General features: G+C 30.2%; 22 protein-coding genes. 6 read left to right on the top strand and 16 right to left on the bottom strand.

Annotated elements, in window-relative coordinates:
- Positions 1-43: 43 nt before the first annotated feature.
- From L1S47_RS11840 to L1S47_RS11855, 4 genes are all read right to left on the bottom strand, one after another.
- A complete protein-coding gene (locus L1S47_RS11840) occupies positions 44-835 on the bottom strand; it encodes a hypothetical protein (RefSeq protein ID WP_238883743.1) in 792 nt (263 codons plus the stop codon).
- A gap of 57 nt (positions 836-892) precedes the next feature.
- A complete protein-coding gene (locus tag L1S47_RS11845) occupies positions 893-1954 on the bottom strand; it encodes an IS1595 family transposase (RefSeq protein WP_238883744.1) in 1062 nt (353 codons plus the stop codon).
- A 118-nt stretch (positions 1955-2072) separates the two neighbouring features.
- The gene (locus L1S47_RS11850; RefSeq protein WP_238883745.1) at positions 2073-3836 is read right to left on the bottom strand and encodes a PocR ligand-binding domain-containing protein; all 1764 of its coding nucleotides are present in this window, start codon (positions 3834-3836) and stop codon (positions 2073-2075) included.
- 326 nt (positions 3837-4162) lie between these two features.
- Positions 4163-4669, bottom strand: coding sequence for an Rrf2 family transcriptional regulator (locus L1S47_RS11855; protein ID WP_238883746.1), 507 nt, complete (start codon positions 4667-4669; stop codon positions 4163-4165).
- A gap of 212 nt (positions 4670-4881) precedes the next feature.
- Between L1S47_RS11855 and L1S47_RS11860 the strand changes: the two genes are divergently transcribed.
- Both L1S47_RS11860 and L1S47_RS11865 read left to right on the top strand, forming a co-directional pair.
- A complete protein-coding gene (locus L1S47_RS11860) occupies positions 4882-5256 on the top strand; it encodes a pyridoxamine 5'-phosphate oxidase family protein (protein WP_202765771.1) in 375 nt (124 codons plus the stop codon).
- 169 nt (positions 5257-5425) lie between these two features.
- Positions 5426-5638: a helix-turn-helix transcriptional regulator gene (locus L1S47_RS11865; RefSeq protein ID WP_238883747.1), complete on the top strand. Its 213-nt coding sequence runs from the start codon at positions 5426-5428 to the stop codon at positions 5636-5638.
- A gap of 52 nt (positions 5639-5690) precedes the next feature.
- On the opposite strand, the gene L1S47_RS11870 is transcribed toward L1S47_RS11865, so the two are convergent.
- Positions 5691-6068: a nuclear transport factor 2 family protein gene (locus tag L1S47_RS11870; RefSeq protein ID WP_238883748.1), complete on the bottom strand. Its 378-nt coding sequence runs from the start codon at positions 6066-6068 to the stop codon at positions 5691-5693.
- 208 nt (positions 6069-6276) lie between these two features.
- Between L1S47_RS11870 and L1S47_RS11875 the strand changes: the two genes are divergently transcribed.
- Positions 6277-7194, top strand: a complete 918-nt coding sequence (locus tag L1S47_RS11875) for a DMT family transporter (protein WP_373689077.1) — start codon at positions 6277-6279, stop codon at positions 7192-7194.
- A 104-nt stretch (positions 7195-7298) separates the two neighbouring features.
- Here the strand turns inward: L1S47_RS11875 and namA are convergent, their stop codons facing one another.
- Positions 7299-8312, bottom strand: a complete 1014-nt coding sequence (gene namA / locus L1S47_RS11880) for an NADPH dehydrogenase NamA (protein WP_238883750.1) — start codon at positions 8310-8312, stop codon at positions 7299-7301.
- Positions 8313-8456: 144 nt separating this feature from the next.
- On the opposite strand from namA, the gene L1S47_RS11885 reads away from it, so the two are divergent.
- Positions 8457-8789: a helix-turn-helix domain-containing protein gene (locus L1S47_RS11885; protein ID WP_202765776.1), complete on the top strand. Its 333-nt coding sequence runs from the start codon at positions 8457-8459 to the stop codon at positions 8787-8789.
- Between the two features lie 100 nt (positions 8790-8889).
- On the opposite strand, the gene L1S47_RS11890 is transcribed toward L1S47_RS11885, so the two are convergent.
- The 8 genes from L1S47_RS11890 to L1S47_RS11925 form a co-directional block, all read right to left on the bottom strand.
- Positions 8890-9126 (bottom strand): hypothetical protein, encoded by a 237-nt coding sequence (locus L1S47_RS11890; RefSeq protein ID WP_238883751.1) that lies wholly within the window; start codon positions 9124-9126, stop codon positions 8890-8892.
- A gap of 167 nt (positions 9127-9293) precedes the next feature.
- Positions 9294-9881, bottom strand: coding sequence for a GNAT family N-acetyltransferase (locus tag L1S47_RS11895; RefSeq protein WP_238883752.1), 588 nt, complete (start codon positions 9879-9881; stop codon positions 9294-9296).
- Between the two features lie 24 nt (positions 9882-9905).
- Positions 9906-10799: a GNAT family N-acetyltransferase gene (locus L1S47_RS11900; RefSeq protein WP_238883753.1), complete on the bottom strand. Its 894-nt coding sequence runs from the start codon at positions 10797-10799 to the stop codon at positions 9906-9908.
- Between the two features lie 150 nt (positions 10800-10949).
- Positions 10950-11810 (bottom strand): pentapeptide repeat-containing protein, encoded by an 861-nt coding sequence (locus L1S47_RS11905; protein WP_238883754.1) that lies wholly within the window; start codon positions 11808-11810, stop codon positions 10950-10952.
- Positions 11811-11914: 104 nt separating this feature from the next.
- Entirely contained in the window at positions 11915-13282 is a 1368-nt protein-coding gene (locus L1S47_RS11910) for an MATE family efflux transporter (RefSeq protein ID WP_238883755.1), read from the bottom strand.
- Between the two features lie 119 nt (positions 13283-13401).
- Complete coding sequence (locus L1S47_RS11915; RefSeq protein WP_238883756.1) at positions 13402-13833, bottom strand: MarR family transcriptional regulator; 432 nt, start codon at positions 13831-13833, stop codon at positions 13402-13404.
- Between the two features lie 177 nt (positions 13834-14010).
- Complete coding sequence (locus tag L1S47_RS11920; RefSeq protein WP_238883757.1) at positions 14011-15000, bottom strand: HD domain-containing protein; 990 nt, start codon at positions 14998-15000, stop codon at positions 14011-14013.
- A 136-nt stretch (positions 15001-15136) separates the two neighbouring features.
- Positions 15137-16153 carry an oxidoreductase gene (locus L1S47_RS11925; RefSeq protein ID WP_238883758.1) on the bottom strand — a complete coding sequence of 339 codons (1017 nt, stop codon included), beginning with the start codon at positions 16151-16153 and terminating at the stop codon, positions 15137-15139.
- Between the two features lie 170 nt (positions 16154-16323).
- Here L1S47_RS11925 and L1S47_RS11930 point away from each other — a divergent pair, with 170 nt between their 5' ends.
- Both L1S47_RS11930 and L1S47_RS11935 read left to right on the top strand, forming a co-directional pair.
- The gene (locus L1S47_RS11930; protein WP_238883759.1) at positions 16324-17136 is read left to right on the top strand and encodes an alpha/beta fold hydrolase; all 813 of its coding nucleotides are present in this window, start codon (positions 16324-16326) and stop codon (positions 17134-17136) included.
- Positions 17137-17297: 161 nt separating this feature from the next.
- On the top strand, positions 17298-17990 hold the full coding sequence (locus tag L1S47_RS11935) for a hypothetical protein (RefSeq protein ID WP_238883760.1): 693 nt from the start codon (positions 17298-17300) through the stop codon (positions 17988-17990).
- Between the two features lie 106 nt (positions 17991-18096).
- On the opposite strand, the gene L1S47_RS11940 is transcribed toward L1S47_RS11935, so the two are convergent.
- Positions 18097-19644 carry a carbohydrate-binding protein gene (locus L1S47_RS11940; RefSeq protein WP_238883761.1) on the bottom strand — a complete coding sequence of 516 codons (1548 nt, stop codon included), beginning with the start codon at positions 19642-19644 and terminating at the stop codon, positions 18097-18099.
- Positions 19645-19763: 119 nt separating this feature from the next.
- Positions 19764-20645 (bottom strand): VOC family protein, encoded by an 882-nt coding sequence (locus L1S47_RS11945; protein WP_238883762.1) that lies wholly within the window; start codon positions 20643-20645, stop codon positions 19764-19766.
- Positions 20646-20659 lie beyond the last annotated feature (14 nt).

The following is a 20659-nucleotide window of genomic DNA, read 5'->3' on the forward strand; positions in this document are numbered from 1 at the left end:
AACTGTTATTAATTTATTATAGGCTACTGCAAATAGAGTTATTTTATTCTTTCATTAATACTTTCAAAAATGTATTCTGTTCATTTTCATCATTTTCTCCATCTGGTAATAAATGAAACAAAACCTCATTTTCTTCCCATAAACCACCGATAGGGTTAATCATGTAATTTGCACATTGATTAAGCAACTCAAATTGTACTTCTAAACGATTTTCCGAATATAAATTTGAAATTATACGAAATAAGTTAGGCTCATGAGTTTCAATAAGTTTTAAGTATAGTTTGGGTTTGCCAACTTCCCATCCTTTAATTCGTGCATAACATGATAAAAACCAATCAAATTGCGAATAAATAAAATACCTTGTGTAGAGTTCATTATCATGTAATCTATGTTTTAATTTATCAAGTATATGCTTAAATGTAAATCTAAATAGCATCTTTTCAAAATCGGATAATTCTCTTGGGGTTGACCAAGTAATTTGAATTCTCCTCAATATATCTGCTGTTATATTGTTTCTATCGTATAATATTTTACAATTAAGATGTACTAATAAAAATTCATTTAGTACAACCTCTGACATAAAATCTTCCACTGATAAGAGCATGCAATCAACAGGAATACCCTTGATATGAAAATGAACTCCTGAAAAGTTCTTGGAAACAGGCTTGTCGAAAATTATAGTTAAATCGTAATCTCCACCGACAGACATATCAGTATAGGTTCGTCCACCATATTCAACTATTCCTATCACATTTTCATTTTGTTTCATTTGCTCAATAAAACTCTCAATACTATCAAATGTATTTCTATGAGTTAGCAATTTATTCACCTTCATCCGTCTATTTAATCCATTATACAGAATATTGACAGTATTTTCAAATATTTAGTATAATTATATATAAACTGCCTCTCGAATCCTGAAATCCTTTAATTTTGTATCGGAATGAGATGTGTGTGATTGCACCAATAAATTTTTGCTCTTGATAGTATCTTTCTCTGTGTTAAAGAGTTCAAGCCATTTAAACCAATACATATAGTTGGCAAGGTATTTAGTTGCAACACCATTAAACCTATCCATCCACTTCTTGCGTTTACTATGAAAGGCATTAATATGCTGTATATGATATATACCTTCTTTATGTTTACCACGCTTAATTTGTTGAAGTTCAATACCTAAATTTTGTGCGAATTTAATATAACTCTTGTGAGAGTCTGTACAAAGGATGGCTTCATCCTCAATCCTATCCCTAAAGAGTCTTTCTAAATCTGTATGCTTCATTCTTCCTTTGCATATAAGTTCAGTAACAAGATTTCCCGTTCTGTCCATAGCACATAAAACGCAAACCTGCTCCTTTGAGATACCTCTTTTTCTCTTTTCGGTCTTACTGTTAAAACTACCTTTAACGCCTCTTTTATGGGCTTTTCGTGGCATAACAAAAGTAGTATTTTTCTTATGGTTTCCTTTAAAAGACTCCCTAAAGAAAGCCTCGTCAACCTCTATAACACCACCGACACTTCCTACACACATAAAGGCTCTAATTGCGTCTAATATTTTATGTCTCCAGTAGAATGATGTAGGTATGCTTATTTTAACTTCATCGGCACACTTTCTTATGGAGTAGCCATTTATCATGCACTTGGCATATTGTATCCATTGCTTAACATCTTTTTTGCTATTATGTTTTGGTGAGAGTGTAAAGTCAGTAAAAGTCTTTCGGCAGGACTTGCAGATATATCTTTGCTTTCCGTTATACTTTCCATTTCTGGATACTTCATCATGTCCACAATGAGGGCAGACTTTCCCCCTTGAAAACCTGTTTTCTTTAACAGCATTTGTAACCTCTGTAGCAAATGAACCTAACACAAATACTTCTTCAAGGTAGTTTAGAATTTCTTCTTTTCCTGCTGTCCCTAATGCGTCTATATCATGTTTTACCGACTCTACTGTTGGCATAATAAGACCTCCATAATCATTCGTATGGTCTTATTATAACCAATTTTACAGGTAGTAGTCAATTTTCAACATAGTTCTTTAACAGAGCCTTTATTAATATAAAAAAAGAGGGATATAGTTAAATATCCCTCTCATCCATATTATATATATCTGAAAACTCAATTCTAATTCTTTCTACACAATTATCTATCATGCTATTAACTTGTTTGTTGCTTTCTTCTCTTGTAATATTGTCAGCTATCTTTATAGGAAGCTTTATTATAAACTTTGTCCCAACCCCATACTTACTTTGAACATCTATATCTCCACCATGCATTTCAACTAGAGATTTTACAAGTGATAATCCAATCCCACTCCCCTCATGATTTCTTGCGAAGGACTTATCAACTTGTCTAAATCTATCAAATATTATATTCAACTTTTGTGGAGGAATTCCAATCCCTGTATCCTCTACTGTTATCGTTATATATTCTTTTCCATCAAGTATATTTACAAATATATCTCCTCCTGCTGGTGTAAATTTTACAGCATTGGATAGAAGATTTAAAATTATCCTTTCAATTTTATCTAAATCACAAGCTATTATCTTTTCTTCTACATCGGTATCAAAAGTTAATGATATATTATTACTATTAATATATTCAGCCACTGACAGAGTGATTTCTTCAACTACATTTATAATATTGCAATTAACCATATTAAGTTCAAAATAGCCTGAATCTAATTTCGTAGAATCGATTAAATTATTAATTAATCTTAAAAGTCTAAAACAGTTTTGCTTTTCAATCTTTAAGTTGTTTAGTACTTTTTCTCTATCTATCGGCTTGTCTTTATTTTGCATTTCCATTTCAACAATCTGTGTTACTCCAAAAATTATGTTTAATGGCGTTTTTAGCTCATGAGATATATTCCCAAAAAATTCTGTTCTTAAGTTCTCCAATTCATAGGCTTCCTTTTGTGACGCAAGCTCAGCTAACTTTCTATCTGTAATATCCCTAACTGTAGTTATTATATCTTCATTTTCATCAAACTTAATAACACTAGTATTTAATTCTACCCAAAACTCATTTCCATCTTTATTAGTAAAAATACACTCAAAAACAATAGTGTCATTTTTTCTAGCTTTTTGAAATGATTGCATTAATTGAATTTTAGTTAGTATTGATTTTTCTGACATTAAATCGTTTATATTCATATTAATAAGTTCAACATTTGAATACCCAAACATAGTTGTCGCTGTATGATTACAATCTATAATTTCCCCATAAAAATCATGAACAAAAATAGCATCGTTTACAGAATTATAAATTGTGTATAGATATTTTTGATTCTTAGCTAACTCTTTCTTAGAACCTTCATATACAAGTTGTCTAAGCCCACTTTCAGCTAAAGTATTAACAAGCCCTTGGTAATATCCTATTATATCTTGTACCTTTTTCTTTGAGTACCTCGGTACTCTATCAAGTGCTTCCATATAAGCTTCTATATCGAATTCAAATTGCAATGCTTGATTATAGAAGAAGTCTCTGTCAATTTCCTCATCATCATAAAAGAATTGACCCATGAAAATTGTAGCAAGATGTTCTCCTGCAATTATAATTGGAACCCCTATGTCCCACATATTATTTAAGCACTTATACTCAATATATTTTCCTTTGACAAGGTTTTCATTAATACTCTTATCACTTAAAGTGCAGCGTTCATTTGTTTCTTGATGCCCTCTATGAAATTTTGTGCAAATATCTTGCCATCCAATTTTAACATAAATAGTTCCATCAACATCAATAATTCCTACAGGAATACCTGAAATGGCATAGAGGCTTTCAGCCATTTTTTCTAATGCTTTTACATTTACTAATTCCGAAAAATTTAATTTTCCCATAAAAAACTCCTTATGCATATATAATGCATTTAAGAATTTACACATCACAGTCCAACTCTTAGTCGTTTCAACTAAGAGTTGGACAATGAAATGTAATATGATTTTTGCATTATATGTAGTATCTTTTAATTAAACAAATTTATCTCAGAATATTAATAAAACTAACATATTGAAAATACTGTATTTTACAGTATTATATCATGTAAATAATGTTTAAAGAAGTATATTTTGGATTATATAGAAATATATTGTCGGATTTTATAGTACTTTTAAATTTCTCCTTTAAAAACAAAAGGTAACTCAAAATTAAATGAGTTACCTTTTATCTATTTTCTTGATTCTGGATTATTAAACCATTCTATCGTTGCTTCACCTTGGTCCTTTGGAATGATACTAAAAACATGATCATGTAACCACCCAATTGTTTTTCCTTTTAAATATTGTCTCATTTGTTCTTCTGCTTCAAGCATAACAACCTTTATAGTACATGGACATTTTGTAACTACATCTGGCATATTATTCTTATCAATCAATATACCATTTTGCCTTATTTCTGCACATTGAAACATATGTGAAGTTCCCTCTACTGCTTCTACAACATCCCAAAATGTAATTTCCTCTGCATTACGTGCAAGTTCATATCCTCCATTTACCCCAGGAATAGATCTTACAATTCCAGCTTTTCTTAACTTTGTATATACCTTTGATAAGTATGTTTCTGAAACCCCTTGAAAGGTGGCTAAATCTTTAATTCCAACTGATTTACCTGATGGAATGTCAACCATATATAATAAGCAATGTAATGCATACTCTACCCCAATTGAAAATTGCAATAAAATCACCATCCTAATAAAAAATATAATCTTCCCACATAATACTTCATAAACATTTATTAGTCAACATATATCATGGATAATACTTATCTATAATATATATTGACTTTTTTAAAATATACGCATATAATAATTATAGACAACACTTATCTACAATATATCTATTATCTATTTCTAGGCGTTGTTCAATATATTTTTAGGAGGATTTATAAATGTTATCAGAAAAATTTTATGACGTATTAAAACATGAAGGTGTGGTTTCAATAGTATCCTGGGGGACAGATGAGCCACATATTGTTAACACTTGGAACTCATTTATAGTTGTTACAGATGATGAAAGACTTTTAATTCCTGCCGCTGGAATGCGTAAAACTGAAAAAAATATCAATGAAAATAGCAAAGTAAAATTAGCACTAGGTACTAAAGAAGTTTTAGGTTATAAGGATTACCAAGGTACTGGATTTGTAATTGATGGAACTGCAAAATATCTTGAGTCAGGTTCTGACTTTGATATGATGAAAGAAAAATTTCCATTCTTAAGTAGAGTTTTAGAAATAACAGTTAGTTCAGCTGTTCAAAAAATCTAGAAAAGTAATAAAATTTAACGAGAAAGACCCCCATATAAAGCCCTTGAGATATAGAGTCTTCCATATATATCTCGAGGGCTTATATTTTACCCCTCATTTTTTTCTTTACTCTGAATATACATAATATATAAAAAGTGACTGATATATTATAAAAGGAGTTGTTTCATTTATGGATAAATTAAGTGCACTATTGAATGAACTTAGAGAAAAGAAAAATCTATCTTTTACCGAATTAGAAGAACTAACTGGCATATCTGCATCTTATCTATGGATTTTAGAGACAAAAGCTAACAAAATTCCTTCCCCAAGAATTTTGAATACTTTAGCTGATTTTTATAATGTTAATTACGATGTTTTTATTAATGCAATAAAGAAACGATAATAAAAAAACTAAGAGATATTATATCTCTTAGTTTTTTATTAAACATTCTATGTTAATATCTTTCAGCTAATCCTTTTTCTACTCTCCATTTAGGAGGTTCCTCATTTTCACTGTAATATTCTGTTATTTCTTCTATAAGATTATCTTTCAATTTGAAAAATGACGTTACGTATAGTCCTAGAGTGTTTTCATCAGTAAATATTCTAGCTACTGTAATTATAGTTTCTCCGCATTCATATATTTTTTCTAGATCCACGTACCATCTTCCAGGATATCTTTTATTAAATTCTATATATTTATTTTTACCTTTAAAAACCTCTTTTGTGTTAGGCAACCATATATATGCATTGCCGTTCATAAGTTTACTAAGACCATCAAAATCCGCATTATTTATGCACTCCCAAAACGATCTAATTACTCTTTCTCCCATAACAAATTCTCCTCTAGGTCTAAATTTTTGCTCCTTTTATAAATAAATACTAATACAATTCATATTTTATCATTTTTTCTTTATTTTAGTAATATCATCCAAGGACATAGTGTTTAATTGCTATAAAGTTAAAATAGTAATAAAATAAGTAGAGATTCTTTATAGAAAAATTTTTAGTTTAGTAATGACGAAAGTGAGTGAAAACATAGTGAAATTTCAACCGAGAACAAAAGGAATTATTCTTGTAATTATAGGTTCAATGCTATGGGGAGTATCTGGCACAGTTGCGCAATATTTATTTCAACAAAAAGGATTTACTCCTGAATGGCTTGTTGTAATTCGTTTATTAGTTACAGGATTAATTTTATTATTATATGCTCTCCTAAAAGGTACTGATGATATATGGAAGGTTTGGAAAACTAAACATACAGCATTAAACCTTCTACTTTTTAGTATTTTTGGTATGGTAGCTGTCCAGTATACTTATTTTGCAGCTATAAAACATGGAAATGCAGCAACTGCTACTATACTTCAATACCTATCTCCAGTAGTAATTGCCTGCTATTTAGCAATAAGAAGTAGAAAGTTGCCAAGCCTCCATGAAATCATAGCTATTTCCTTAGCAATGTTAGGTACCTTTCTTATAATTACAAAAGGAGATATTCATAACATTTCAATTTCTAAATTAGCATTGTTTTGGGGAATTCTATCTGCCTTTGCAGCTGCATTTTATACATTACAGCCTCGTCCTTTAATTGCAAAATATAGTTCTACTATTATAGTCGGATGGGGAATGCTAATTGGAGGAATTGCCTTTAGTTTTGTTAAACAACCATGGGATACTTCAGGTACATTGTCCGTTAATTCTATATTAGCTATTATATTTGTAGTTTTATTTGGAACTCTCATTGCTTTTTATTGTTATATGGAAAGCTTAAAATATATAGACCCTACTGAAGCAAGCATATTGTCTTCAGTTGAGCCTCTATCAGCTGCACTTTTATCTGTAGTTTGGTTACATGTTTCTTTAGGAATTATAGAGTGGTTAGGTATCATTTGCATTATTATCACTATAATGATTCTTTCATATGCAAAAAACAAATCTAGTAATAACATTAGTTCATAGCAAACCTTTCTTGAGAAATTTATACAATTGATATATTTACTTAGGGAAAGCTTAAAAATAGCTTTTCCCCAAAATACTTATCAAGTAAGTTAAACATATTTTGCTTAAAATGCACCTTTATATTGCTCTGGATAATCAACATTTATATTCCTACTCTTAGCTTCATTTAATACAAAATACGGATTTCTTAAAAGCTCCCTACCTATCGCAACTAAATCTGCTCTATTATTTGATATTATTTCCTCTGCCATTTTCACATCTGTAATTAACCCAACAGCTATTGTAGGAATATTACATCTGGCCTTAATCTCACTTGAATAATTTACTTGATATCCTGGATAAACTTCAATTTCAGCAGGAATTAGTCCTCCAGTACTAACATGCACTATGTCTATATATTCCTTAACCTCATTTATAATCTCAACCATACCGTTTAAGTCTAATCCTCCCTCTTTATAATCATAGGAAGATACTCTAAGAAAAATTGCTTTTTCTTTTGGCCAAACTTCTGCTACTGCTTCTAGTATTTCTTTTAAAAATTTAGTTCTGTTTTTTATACTTCCACCGTACTCATCTATTCTTAAGTTTGATAATGGAGATAAAAATTGATGGATTAAGTATCCATGTGCTCCATGAATTTCTATCGCATCAAATCCAGCTTTATCAGCTCTTATAGCTGCTTCTTTAAAGCTTAATATTATTTCTTGAATTTCATCTTTAGTTAACTCTTTCGGTAATAAGCTCTTTTCATCAAATTTAACTGCACTTGGTGCTACCGCTTCACCTGAAACTCCAGTATATTTTCTTCCTCCATGATTTAATTGTATCGCAACTTTTGAACCATATTTTTTAACACCACTCACTAGTTTTTTCAAACCATCTATATGCTCGTCACTCCAAATTCCTAAATCATTATCTGTAGTTCGTCCATTTTTAACTACTCCTGTAGATTCAAGTATTATAAGTCCTACCCCTCCAATTGCTCTTGTTACATAGTGATTATAGTGAAATTCATCTACTTTACCAGTCTCATCGGATGAGTACATGCACATTGGCGGCATAACCACTCTGTTCTTTAATTCCATATCCTTCAAAGTAAAATTTTTAAATGTGTTCATAATTTTAATCTCCTTTTTATTTAAGTTTCTTGATTAATATCATTATATTTTGTATACTATAATTTGAAAAGTAGTGATATTTTTTTCATATTATTTCAAAAAAGTTAGTTATTGATAAACAAAGGCTTGAAAGGAGTTTTATTTATGTCTGAAATTAAGCTTGAACGTGGAAACCCTTCTGAAAAATGTCCGATAGAAGCGGCAATAGATATTATAGGTAGTAAATGGACCTTCTTAATAATAAGAGATTTATTAATGGATGGAACTATAAGATTTGGTGATTTATTACGTTCTTTAGATGGAATTAGTCCAAAGACCCTATCACTAAGACTTAGAGAACTTGAGAAATTTGGATTAGTTAATAGAATAGTTTATCCAGAGGTCCCTCCAAAGGTTGAATACAAATTAACAGAAAAGGGAAAAAACTTGGAATCTGTTTTCATAGAACTTAAGAGGTGGGGACTTACAATTTTATAATAAACGTTAATCACTATAATCAATAAGGATTAAGGACGTCTTTAAATGTAAAAAATGCTATGTAGATAACTCCGCATAGCATTTTATATTCCTTCAGTTTTTATTTTGTATTATACTTATTTACTGCTTTTTTTCTTAATTTAACACCAAGTGTTTCACTTACAAATCTATCAATGATCTCTTCTTTAGTAGTTTTCCCTGGAATAATATCTATATTGTATCGCTTGCATAATTTACTTAAGTCTGCCTTATTTATATCACAAGTTTTTATAAAGGCAATTGCACTTTTCACACTAGGCATAACCATTATACGTTTATATATTTCATCATTTGTCATACATTATATTTAGTGGTCCACTGTATACTTTTACGCCGCTCCACTAAATCTTCACCGCCTTTTCGTATATAGTAATGTTTTATTTACTTTTATCATCGTTATAGCTTATCATATGTGATCTTTATCTGCAAGTGTTGAAATATGTTATATATCTCATTATATCTTTTTTACTCGTATATTAATAAATCTCCAGCATGCTCATATTTTTCTCTAAAATCTTCTTCAAGCATACTCATGGTAATTACATCATAGTATTTATGATTAAAAAAGCAACCGTCTCTCCTTATGCCTTCTCTTACAAATCCAATTTTTTCGTAAACATGGATTGCTCTTTCATTATAAGGAAATGCTTCTAGCTCGATACGATGAAGGTTTAACATGCCAAATCCATAATTTAATGCTAAAACCATAGCTTCACTACCATATCCTTTATTAAAATCTTCTTTTTTATTAATTAAAATCCTAAAATTTGCGCTTCTATTACTCTTGTCCATCTCATTTATAACAACTTCTCCAACTATTTTGTCAGATTTCTTTAAGCATATTAAGAAATCTATCCTACTTCTATCATTTGCGATACTTTCTAAAAATCTTTCTATATTAGCTTTACTAAATTGTAGCGTAGATCCTGTAAATATCATTGATTCTATACTAATATCTTTGAAGCTATCCCAGTATTCTTCAATATATTCTGGATCTAATTTTTTTAAATAAATTAAATCTCCTTTTAATTCCAGAAAATTTCTAGTATTCATTCTCAGTTCTCCTTAAACGATTTTCTATAGGTAGTATTCATAACAAGCAACCGCTTCAACTTCCTTAAAGCCTTCGTTGATATATAATTTCTTTGCCCTTTCATTATCTGCATTTACACAAAGCACTGTCCCCTCAAAATTCTTTTCTTTTGCAAGCTTCATTGCAGTTCTAAGTAGTATTCTTCCAAGTCCTCTTCCTTGATATTCTGGAATCAAAGCAAGTGGTCCTATATCCATAACTGATACCCCTTCATATATATCATTACCGCCTCTAACTACTCCAACAGGTCTATCTTTGTGATACAGTATCATTAGTCCCCCATCTAAATAACTATTACCTGAAGTCATTTCCTTTACCATTTCTGGAGACATCGGTGTTTCACTACCCTTAAGCTTTGCGAAGCCGCTATTTCTAACCTCACACCAAGTTTCTTCATCTTTTCCTATTCTAAATTGTCTAATCTCATAGTCTACTGGTAATATAAAATCAGGGACTTCCATTTCTTTTCTTACTAGAAAATATGAATATCTCTGTATAGTGAACTTTAACTCTTCCATAACTCCTATGAGTTTTTCATTTATTATAGGTACAAAAACAAATATTTTCTCTAGTGTCTTTGCCTGTTTTACAACAGCTTCCATTAACATTTTATAGCATTCTATATCATCTATTTCTGAATGGAATATTCTAAAAGCTGCTCTCTTTCCTTTTCTATAATAACTAGTAATTACTAAAGATGCTGTTGCTACTATATTATTTTCTTCATTTGTAATTATAAAAGTTGGGTTATCTTCATTAGGTTTAAAATCCTTCATATCTTCATCATATAAAAAAGATTCATCTACTTCATTTTTATGTTTCTTACAATATTCAATAAATTCATATATTCTCTCATTACTCAAGTATTCTACCTTCATATACTTTCACCATCCGCTACATTAATACTTTATCTTATTTTAATATTGAAATAAGTACCTATACAATAGAAAAAATATTTCTATATTATTTTTTACACATAATAAAAGGACATCTTACCTAAAAAATAAGTAAAATGTCCTATGCATCTTCTACCAATGAGAAGGTTTAGTAAGTGATTTAGGAAGCCTGGTACTACTATTCCCTTTAGCTGCATTTACCTGCCCTTGAGTAAGAAAAATACTTTTTGATAAATCCGCATCGCTAAAATCAGCATCTCTTAAATCAGCTCCAATTAAATCTGCTCCACTTAAATCTACTCCTCTGAGATTTGCAGCTATAAGAAAAGCACCGCTTAAGTTTTCTCCACGCAAATCCTTTTTTCTTAGATCTTTACCAATAAGATCTAATCCTCCACCAAAAATTTTCTTACCTTTTAAAGGAACTTTTTTCACAGAATAATATTTATTTCTAACTAGTTCACTTACCTTCTTAAGTAAGTTATTTACACCAACTCTATACATAATTAAATCTAGCTTTAGAAGTGCATCCGGCTTTAATAACGTGAGTTCTTCAGTCTTAACCAACATTGACTTTATCTCAAGCTTAAGACTTATAGATATATCTTGGGATGATGCTTCTGTTAAATACCAAAGCATTTCATATATTTGTCTCATAATCAAAAAGCACTCATACATTTCTTTAGACGATTCAGTATTCTTTATCCAATCATTTCCCTCATAAGTAGCTTGAGCAACCTTTTGGCCTGCCCCAAAGCAATCATATGCCATACATCCCTTTAATCCTTTTTTCTTAAGATCATTATGAACTTTGCAGCGAAAATCTGACTGCAAGTTTATACAGGGTTTTCCAGCATCCTTATTTTCAGGAAACCCTTCTGAAGATGAAAAGTATAGAGCAACGCAGCAAAAACCAAAACATTTTTCACAATCAGCCCTAAGATTTTCATTATTCACAACTTCCATTTTTATATTCTCATTATTATTTTTCATTTTAATTACCTCTACTACAATCCATACAAATACCTATAGTATATCACAAAAAATAAGAATCCTCATAACTTGAGGATTCACTGTAAAATTATAAATATTTCACCTTATTCTTGAACTGCTAAATTAAAATCAGCCTCTTGATCTTTTTTATAAAAATATAACAATATTCCTAATAAAAATGTAATAAATTCTGCAATGGTCATTGAAAAAATTATTCCGTGAAGTCCTAATAAAGAGTTAGCAATTATAATTGTTGGAATAAATAATGTTCCTTGTGAAATGGACATAACAAGTGCCTTTTTAGCTTTTCCTGTTGCTTGAAAATAACTAGTAATTAACCCAGTAAACCCATTAAATAAAGTTGATATAAGCATCACGCTTAAAATATATATTCCAATACCAATTAGGCTTTTATCTGATGCAAATAATGAAAAAACATCTTTTCTAAAAATATAAACTGCTGATGAGAAAACACCTACAATTAATGCAATTGCAATAGCAGTTTGTTTCATTGCACTTTCTAAACGCTCTTTGTTTTTAGCTCCATATGAATATCCTATTAGTGGTGTAATTCCCATAAATAATCCCATACATAGAAATTCAGGCAACTGTACTATACGAAGAGATACTCCAAATGCAGCAATTACGTTATCACCATATCGTACTGCAAAATTATTAAGTAATAGTGAAGTAACTATTAGAAAACTTGTCATTAAAAAATCTGAAATTCCAATACTAAAAACTTCTTTCATGATTTTTTTATCAAATGAGAAATATTTAAAAGATAAATCTATGTTTGAACTCTTTGTTTGTAGGTACCAAATATAATAAATTAATGAACATAAATTTGATATTGCAAAAGCTAAAGCAGCGCCAATAACATTAAGATTAAGAACTAAAATTAGAAGCACATCAAATATTAAATTAGCTATAGTCCCTATGATTATACCATTCATAGATTCCTTAGCAGCTCCCTCTCCTCTAACTATTTGTTCAAGAGTAAAATTAGCTACTAGAAAAGGTGTTGCTAGAAAAAGAAACGATATATAATTTTTTGTTGCACTAAATGCTTTTACATCAGCACCAACAAAGCTTGTTATTTGATTTATAAATATCATACATAAAAGCGCTACTGCTACTCCAAATATCATACTTCCATATAGTACAAAAGCAGATACATTTCTAATTTTTTCAGTTTCTTTGGCTCCAAATAATCTTGAAATATATGTGCCTCCACCTACTCCCCAAATGCTTCCTAGTGCCATTAATAAAGTCATTATTGGAAGTCCAAAGGTTATAGCTGATAGCATAATTGAATCATGTGTTAATCCTATAAAAAATGCATTTATAATATTATAAATTGCTCCTATAGACATTCCTAGCATCATAGGTATTGATAGGTGAATTATAGCTTTACCCATTGGTGCTTTTTCTAAATAAAATTGATCTGATTTTTCATTAATATTTTCCATAACAAAATACCTCCTGTTTAAACTGTTTGATTGCGAACTGTTAGAATTCTAACTATTTATGTAGCATTTAGTAATATAGATTATGAGTGTTTGCCTTATATCTATATTACTTATAATAATTATAGATTATTATTTATTTTAGTAAGTAATCTCATTAATGTTTCAGCTTCATCTTCTGTAAGACTAGCTGTAACTTCCCCTTCTATCCCTTCAAACCTTTTATTAAATGTTTCAATTAACTCTTTTCCTTTTGGCATAACATATAATCTTTTTTCCCTCTCATTGTCCTTAGGAATTCTTCTTTCTATATAGCCTTTCTTTTCAAGTCCTTGAAGCATACTTGTTATGCTTGCACCTCTCTTATGAAAAAATTCTGCCAAATCTCTTTGTATGATTCCTTCATGCTCATTAATAAAACCAATTGTGCGTCCTTGTTCTCCATTTAGCCCCAACTCTGAAATACTACTATCTGTTTTATTTTTTAACTTAATACTAATTACTCTAAATAGGTATGAAATTGGCGCAGCTAGCTCTCTCTTCTTATCAGCCATAATTCTATATCTCCTAATAAAAAATAATAACTTAATCCTATATAAGATAAATTTATTATAATACTTAGAATTCTAACTGTCAACAATCTAACTATTTATCTTTTTGTTAATATCATTTTGTATAAAATTAATGAGAGATCCCATTTTCTATGTTGAAACATAAGATCTCTCAATATATTATTCCATTATTACTTCTTCTATAAAAAGCGTTAAGTTATCTGGTTGAACCAAATTACAGAACTCATAACCTTTTTCACTTTTTACTGCTAAAATAGGTCTTGCAGTTGATCCCTTATTCTGCATAACAACTACGCCTTCTTGTCCATTATTAAGCTTTACTTGTAATCCATTCGGATAGCAGTAAACTGATTGAAGAAAATATTTATAAATTTCCTTATCATATTTATTCACTGCATCAGTGGTGATTTTTTCAATTGCAACATGCGGAAGCATTGGATTTTCTCCTTTAATATCTTTTATATAATCATTACATATACCTAAGATCTTAGCATATTCATGTACATTATCACCAGTAGCACCAAAAAGTCCTGATTTATCTTCTCTTTCATACATGTAGAATACTGCCATATATGTTGTTACAGGAATTGACGGATTTCTTTTTAATATTTCTTTGCCTTTTCTTACGTGGTTTTGCCCTTCTACAAATAACTTCCCAATATCATGTAATATTGCTGCTACTCCTAGATTTAACAACTTTCTTTCATCATACCTTTTACTAACGCCTACCATCAAAGATAACAGCGTAACATCGAGTGAATGTAATATTAATTTTACGGTCTCATCCTTTGGTGCTAAATTACTAATCATAGTTGCATTTTCTGATAGACTTATATTATCCATAATATCAGTGACAATTTCCGACACCTTATTATGATTTACTTGCTCTTTCTTTTTTACTTCTTCGAATATTTCTGCTAACCTAGCTATTACATCAAGTTTTATAGGAGTAGGCAATATTTCTTGCAGTGAAATTTCATCATTGCCATCTTCAATATATACAGTAATAATGCCCATTTTCTTAAGCTTTGATATAGCGCTTCTGGTTAGTTTATTTCCTTTATTTAAAAACATTACTCCATATTCGGTGTAAATTGGGTTTGCTAAAACCTCGCCAACTAATCTATCTGTTGTTAGAACTAACTTCATCTTTTTCTCCCCTCAAGTCAATGTATATATCTATAAATAACATAACATATTATGATATTTTTTTAAATATTTAAATTAAATTTGTTTTTTTATTAAACTAAAAAGTACTTAGTGAAAAAACACTAAGTACTTTATTCTACTTTAAATTTTTTACTCCTGTTTCTAGTATTTCCATTAATAATACTGTCTGCTCATCAGTTATTGTTTTACTCTTGCCATTTATAATTGCTTCATATAGATCATCATACACTCTTCCATAATCACCATTAACAGATTTTACTTTTTCTTCATGAATTGTGCCTTCTTCATCTATATAAGTCAATGTTCCATAATGCTTTATAGTATCAACACCAAAATCAGCATTCTCTGGCATATAAAATAACTTTAAATGTTCTTCTTGACGATCTTTTGTCTCTTTTACAAAGCACCCTTTTTTGCCATAAACAACAAAGCTTGGCCTTTCTTTAACTCTAAAATAACTAGATTTTACGGATACCTTAAAGGTTCCGTAATATAAGTCTAAATCAAAATAATCATTCATTCTACCTGAACCTAATAATTGCCTTACATCATACTTAATACTATCTGGCTTTCCAAAATAACTGATTACTTGATCTAACGTATGACAACCATGACCATACAAATATGATCCAGTAGGATTGAAGTTATTTATCCCTTCTGGAATTTCTGGGCGATAATAATCATAATGCATTTCTAATTCAAGTAATTCTCCGAGCTTTCCTTCTTCAATCACCTTTTGAACGGTTAAAAAGTCACTGTCAAACCTTCTATTTTGATACGCTTGAACAATCACGCCTTTCTCCTTTGCAAGAGAAAAAATTTCTTTAGCCTGTTCTGATGTCTCCATAAATGGCTTTTCGACTAGACAATGTTTATTATGTTCTAACACTAGTTTTGCATAAGCGTAGTGACTATCATGATTAGTGCAAACTACAACTAATTGTATTTCCTCATCATTCAGTATTTCACTTAAATCAGAGGTATAATTTACCCCATCAATTCTACTCCAGCTTTCATGCTTAGGATTTCTTTGATATATAGTTTTCACTTTAATATTTTTTCTTTGTAATACAAACGGAAGATGATATCTATTAGTACTCTTTCCATTTCCAATATACCCTATTGTAAGCATATGTTCCCCCTTAAATTCTTATATTAAAATATATTTTCATCATAAATAATGGAATTAATTACTTACAATTAATTATATACTATTTATAAATTATACAATAGCATACAATCACATTTTTATTTTTAAAGAATAAAATATCACAATGATTATTAATTTATAGGAGTTTTCAAATGGGATACTATGTCAAAGTAGAACCTAACGTAAAAATTTACGTTGAGGATATTAATCCCCAAGGTAATAAAACCATATTCTTTATACATGGATGGCCAGGAAGTCATAAATTATTTGAATATCAATTTGATATGCTTCCTAAAATGGGTTATAGATGTATAGGTATTGATACAAGAGGTTTTGGTAACTCAGACAAGCCTTTCCAAGGTTATGATTATGCAAGATTGTCAGATGATGTTAGATGTGTAATAGATGCACTTGAGTTAGATGATATTATATTAGCAGGGCACTCAACTGGTGGGTCTATAGCAGTTAAATATATGGGACGACATAAAGGTCATGGTGTATCAAAACTTGCTCTTTTTGCTGCTGCAGCTCCTAGCCTAATTAAACGTGAGGATTTCCCTTATGGTCTTGATAAAGAAACTGTTTTACAACTTATTGAAGGAACATATACTGATCGCCCAAAAATGCTTAAAGGTTTTGGCGACATATTTTTCTTCCAACATACAAGTGAGGCTTTTTCAGATTGGTTCTTCCAATTAGGATTGCAAGCTGCTGGATGGTCAACTGCAGCAATTGCAAATACTTGGATAAGAGATGTATTATTTTCAGATCTTGAAGCTATAGATGTTCCAACATTAATAATTCATGGAGTACATGATCAAGTTGTTCCTTTTGAATTAGGTGAAGTACAGAATAAAAGTATTAAAGATTCAAAACTTATACCTTTCGAATTTAGCGGTCACGCAACTTTTTATGATGAACGTGAAAGATTTAATAAGGAATTAGTTAAATTTATTGAAGAGTAATCTCACTAAACAAAGAAGTACTTAGTCTTTATAAAGCTAAGTACTTCTTTTCACTTTCTAAATCCTCTACAACTATCAATGAACTTATAAATTTCATTTTACCCATCCTAATATTTACCATATAATTATTATAGTAATATTATTTCAAGGAGTAAATTAAAATGGATGATGATTTTGATTACGAAAAGGAGTACCAACCTATAATAAGTGATATAGATAGAATTGAGGAGTTTTTAGAAAATCAAAAGAAAGAAAAACAAACTTTAAAATACAATAAAATTTATAACTTCATAATGTCCTTCTTATGGATATTCTCAATGGTTATTGCTTATCTATATATAATAATATTAAAAAAATATTATAACTTTGAGGCTTATGCTGAACCTCCATATTTTAATGGACCACCTATTGGGAATTCTTCACTTTTTGAAACATATAAAAAATATTTTCAGCCATACTTCGGAATATTACAATACGCAGCATTTTCAATTAAAAGAATTATTCCTTCAAAGGTTATAAGTGTTACACTCTCCGCTTGTGTTGGATTTATTCTAATTCTCCCAGCTAAAATAGTTTTGACTAACTGGCTACAGCATTTTTATGATGTTCCAAGTCTATACTGGCTATTTATAATATATTGTATATCTATAATGTTATATTTTTTATTTGGAATTTTTACTTTATTTAATAAAAGAATGTATTCATATATGGAGAATGTATCTTTTATAAATTGGTTACTACCTTGTTTAAGCAATCAATTGGATAATAAGGGCAATAGAAAAATAACTAATTCTACTTATGTTATCGTATTAGTACCTTTTTTAGTTTTATTTCTTTTAAGTAATTTTCTTTGATAAATCGATTCTTTTAAATAAAGAAGAATCCTAAGCAATGAACTGCCCCCTGTCTACTTGACAGGGGGCAGTTCACAAATAAGGATTCTTCTTTATCTTTATATCTTTATTGTTTTTGCCATAAAGCTGCTACTTTATCAGGTTCCCAGCCAACTAAAGATGTATGGGATTGAAGACATTTATAAGTAGCACCGTTATAAGTTACTATATCTCCTGCTGTATATGCATGATTCGGAGCCCATTCAGCGCTAGGTACTGAGTCTGATACAGTAACTGTAACTGTATTTGAAACCACTGTTTTACTTCCATCACTTAATTCAGCTTTGTAGTTATAAGTGCCTAATGCCTTTGATGTAACATTATAATTAATTGTTTGTGCTTGACTTCCTGGTGTTAGATTACCTGATGCTACTATAGCTGTCCCCTCATATATCTTATATGAAGTTGCTGTATTATAAGCTGAAATTAATGCAGATACTGTATAATTTCTATTAGTAACTGAAGATGCACTTACTACTGCTGGACTGAGAGTATTTGTAGGAGGAGTTAATTTATTAATATAACTTCTAAAATAGTTTGACCAATCATAGTTAGTATACTTATCCCAATTAATTGACCAAGTCATAAGACCTCTTAGATTAGGGTATCTATTATTAATTTTATAACTTCCAACTGTTCCACTATAGATTAATCCATCCAATGCCTTTTGAAGTTCAGCATTTGAAACATATCCACCACCAGCGCTATTACAGCTCGGAACCCCAATAACTACTTGATCTTGTCTTAGTGCTGGGAAGAAATAATTTGAATCGTTATTTATTGTAAATCCAGTTAAAAGCATGTCTGCCAAAGAAGCATAGAATTCTGCACTTCCCATTGATTGAGACTTGCCATTTATGTCATTAATCGGTCCAGAATTATAATATTGAACTTGAAGCCAAGTTAATGAATCTCTTAATCCATATATTACTGGCAAGAATGCCCCTGCTCTATTATCGACATATTGATTTAATCCACCATAATAGGTATGTCCTAATTGAACAAAGAAGGTTTCTGGAGCCATTGTTAACATAAAGTTCTCCCCGTATTTAGCTTTTAACTTCTTAAGTGCACTTATAGTATTAACTATAACAGGCGTTGTTGGATTTTTAAAATCTTTATCACCATAATCTAAATGTAAAGAATGCCCTTCAAAATCTACATCTAAACCATCTAATCCATATTTGTCAATTATAGCACCTACTGAATTATAGAAGGTATCAACTGCAGCGGTTGTAGTTAATTGAACTTCACCATTTTGTCCACCAATTGATAGCAAAACTTTTTTTCCTTTACTTTGAAGATATTGAACATCACTTTTAAATTCAGCCTCTGTAGCATTATATGGTGTAAATCTAATATCTCCTGAAGTAACAGATGTTGGTTCTCCAAAGGAAATATTAATAACATCAAAATTATTAGAGACATCCCTAAGCTTTAAATCTCCTGAACCATTATTGAAGTTATGCCAGTATCCTACGATTACATGACTTGGAGGCTTATTTGTAGTAATTGCTGATGCCTTTGTTGCACCATTTAATGATACTCCTGTAACCATTACTCCCGTAACTACAATGACTGAAATTACCTTTTTTAAAAACTTGTTCTTAAACAATGCATTTCTCTCCTTTTATTTTTTGTATATTTTATTGGAGAGTATTCTGATATATACCGAATTTTTAATAATAAAAGCCTAAATAAATAAAATTTATCTAGGCTATTTTAAATATTTAATTATTTTTCATAAGCTTTTATTAACTCAGCAATATCAAATTTTTTCATTTTAAGAAAAGCTTCAGTTAACTGAGTCATCTTTTGGGGATCTTTATTCTGCATCATTTCACTCATAACAGTTGGGGTTATCTGCCATGATAATCCATACTTATCTTTAAGCCAACCACATTGCTCTGCTTCAGGGACTGCAGATAATTTATCCCAAAAATAATCTATTTCCTCTTGATCATCACAACTTACTACAAATGAAATAGCTTCATTAAAAGTAAAGTTATGCTTATAACCACTATCCATAGCTGAAAAAGATAGATTCTCAAGATTGAATTTAATCTGCATAATCGTATCTGGTTTATTAAATTCATCTCCTTCTCCATATCTATCAATACTCTCTATCTTTGAATTTTTAAAAGTAGTTGTATAGAAATTTATAGCCTCTTCTGCTTTTCCACATTGATCCCCTACAAACATTAGCGCTGGTGTAATTTTTTGCTTTATAGAAGCATCACCAACATACATTATCTGCCATGAAAGACCATATTTATCGCATACCCATCCATACCTTTCACTAAAAGGATAAGCATCTATTGGCATAAGTGCTGCACCGCCATCAATCAATTTATTCCAATACTTATCAACTTCTCCTAAAGTACTGCAAGAAATAATAAATGATATAGCTGGGGTAAATTTAAAATATGGGCCAGCTGATATTAGCATAAATTCTTGTCCTGCTATCTCAATCGTAAGCAATTCTGCTGCTCCTGATGGAGTGTTATTTAATACTGTTTTGTCTATTAGTCTTGAACCTTCAAATAAAGACATATAGAATTCTGCTGCCTCACTAGCTTCCTTATCATACCATAGGTGTGGAACTATTTTTTGCATATTAACCTCTCCTT

The sequence above is a fragment of the Clostridium sp. YIM B02551 genome (assembly GCF_022324735.1).
GTDB classification, from domain to species: Bacteria; Bacillota; Clostridia; order Clostridiales; family Clostridiaceae; genus Clostridium_T; species Clostridium_T paridis.

Coding starts and splice junctions, on each gene's coding strand:
- L1S47_RS11840 (WP_238883743.1), bottom strand. CDS start 835: ATGAAGGTGAATAAATTGCTAACTCATAGAAATACATTTGATAGTATT.
- L1S47_RS11845 (WP_238883744.1), bottom strand. CDS start 1,954: ATGCCAACAGTAGAGTCGGTAAAACATGATATAGACGCATTAGGGACA.
- L1S47_RS11850 (WP_238883745.1), bottom strand. CDS start 3,836: ATGGGAAAATTAAATTTTTCGGAATTAGTAAATGTAAAAGCATTAGAA.
- L1S47_RS11860 (WP_202765771.1), top strand. CDS start 4,882: ATGTTATCAGAAAAATTTTATGACGTATTAAAACATGAAGGTGTGGTT.
- L1S47_RS11865 (WP_238883747.1), top strand. CDS start 5,426: ATGGATAAATTAAGTGCACTATTGAATGAACTTAGAGAAAAGAAAAAT.
- L1S47_RS11870 (WP_238883748.1), bottom strand. CDS start 6,068: ATGGGAGAAAGAGTAATTAGATCGTTTTGGGAGTGCATAAATAATGCG.
- namA (WP_238883750.1), bottom strand. CDS start 8,312: ATGAACACATTTAAAAATTTTACTTTGAAGGATATGGAATTAAAGAAC.
- L1S47_RS11885 (WP_202765776.1), top strand. CDS start 8,457: ATGTCTGAAATTAAGCTTGAACGTGGAAACCCTTCTGAAAAATGTCCG.
- L1S47_RS11890 (WP_238883751.1), bottom strand. CDS start 9,126: ATGACAAATGATGAAATATATAAACGTATAATGGTTATGCCTAGTGTG.
- L1S47_RS11895 (WP_238883752.1), bottom strand. CDS start 9,881: ATGAATACTAGAAATTTTCTGGAATTAAAAGGAGATTTAATTTATTTA.
- L1S47_RS11900 (WP_238883753.1), bottom strand. CDS start 10,799: ATGAAGGTAGAATACTTGAGTAATGAGAGAATATATGAATTTATTGAA.
- L1S47_RS11905 (WP_238883754.1), bottom strand. CDS start 11,810: ATGAAAAATAATAATGAGAATATAAAAATGGAAGTTGTGAATAATGAA.
- L1S47_RS11910 (WP_238883755.1), bottom strand. CDS start 13,282: ATGGAAAATATTAATGAAAAATCAGATCAATTTTATTTAGAAAAAGCA.
- L1S47_RS11915 (WP_238883756.1), bottom strand. CDS start 13,833: ATGGCTGATAAGAAGAGAGAGCTAGCTGCGCCAATTTCATACCTATTT.
- L1S47_RS11920 (WP_238883757.1), bottom strand. CDS start 15,000: ATGAAGTTAGTTCTAACAACAGATAGATTAGTTGGCGAGGTTTTAGCA.
- L1S47_RS11925 (WP_238883758.1), bottom strand. CDS start 16,153: ATGCTTACAATAGGGTATATTGGAAATGGAAAGAGTACTAATAGATAT.
- L1S47_RS11930 (WP_238883759.1), top strand. CDS start 16,324: ATGGGATACTATGTCAAAGTAGAACCTAACGTAAAAATTTACGTTGAG.
- L1S47_RS11935 (WP_238883760.1), top strand. CDS start 17,298: ATGGATGATGATTTTGATTACGAAAAGGAGTACCAACCTATAATAAGT.
- L1S47_RS11945 (WP_238883762.1), bottom strand. CDS start 20,645: ATGCAAAAAATAGTTCCACACCTATGGTATGATAAGGAAGCTAGTGAG.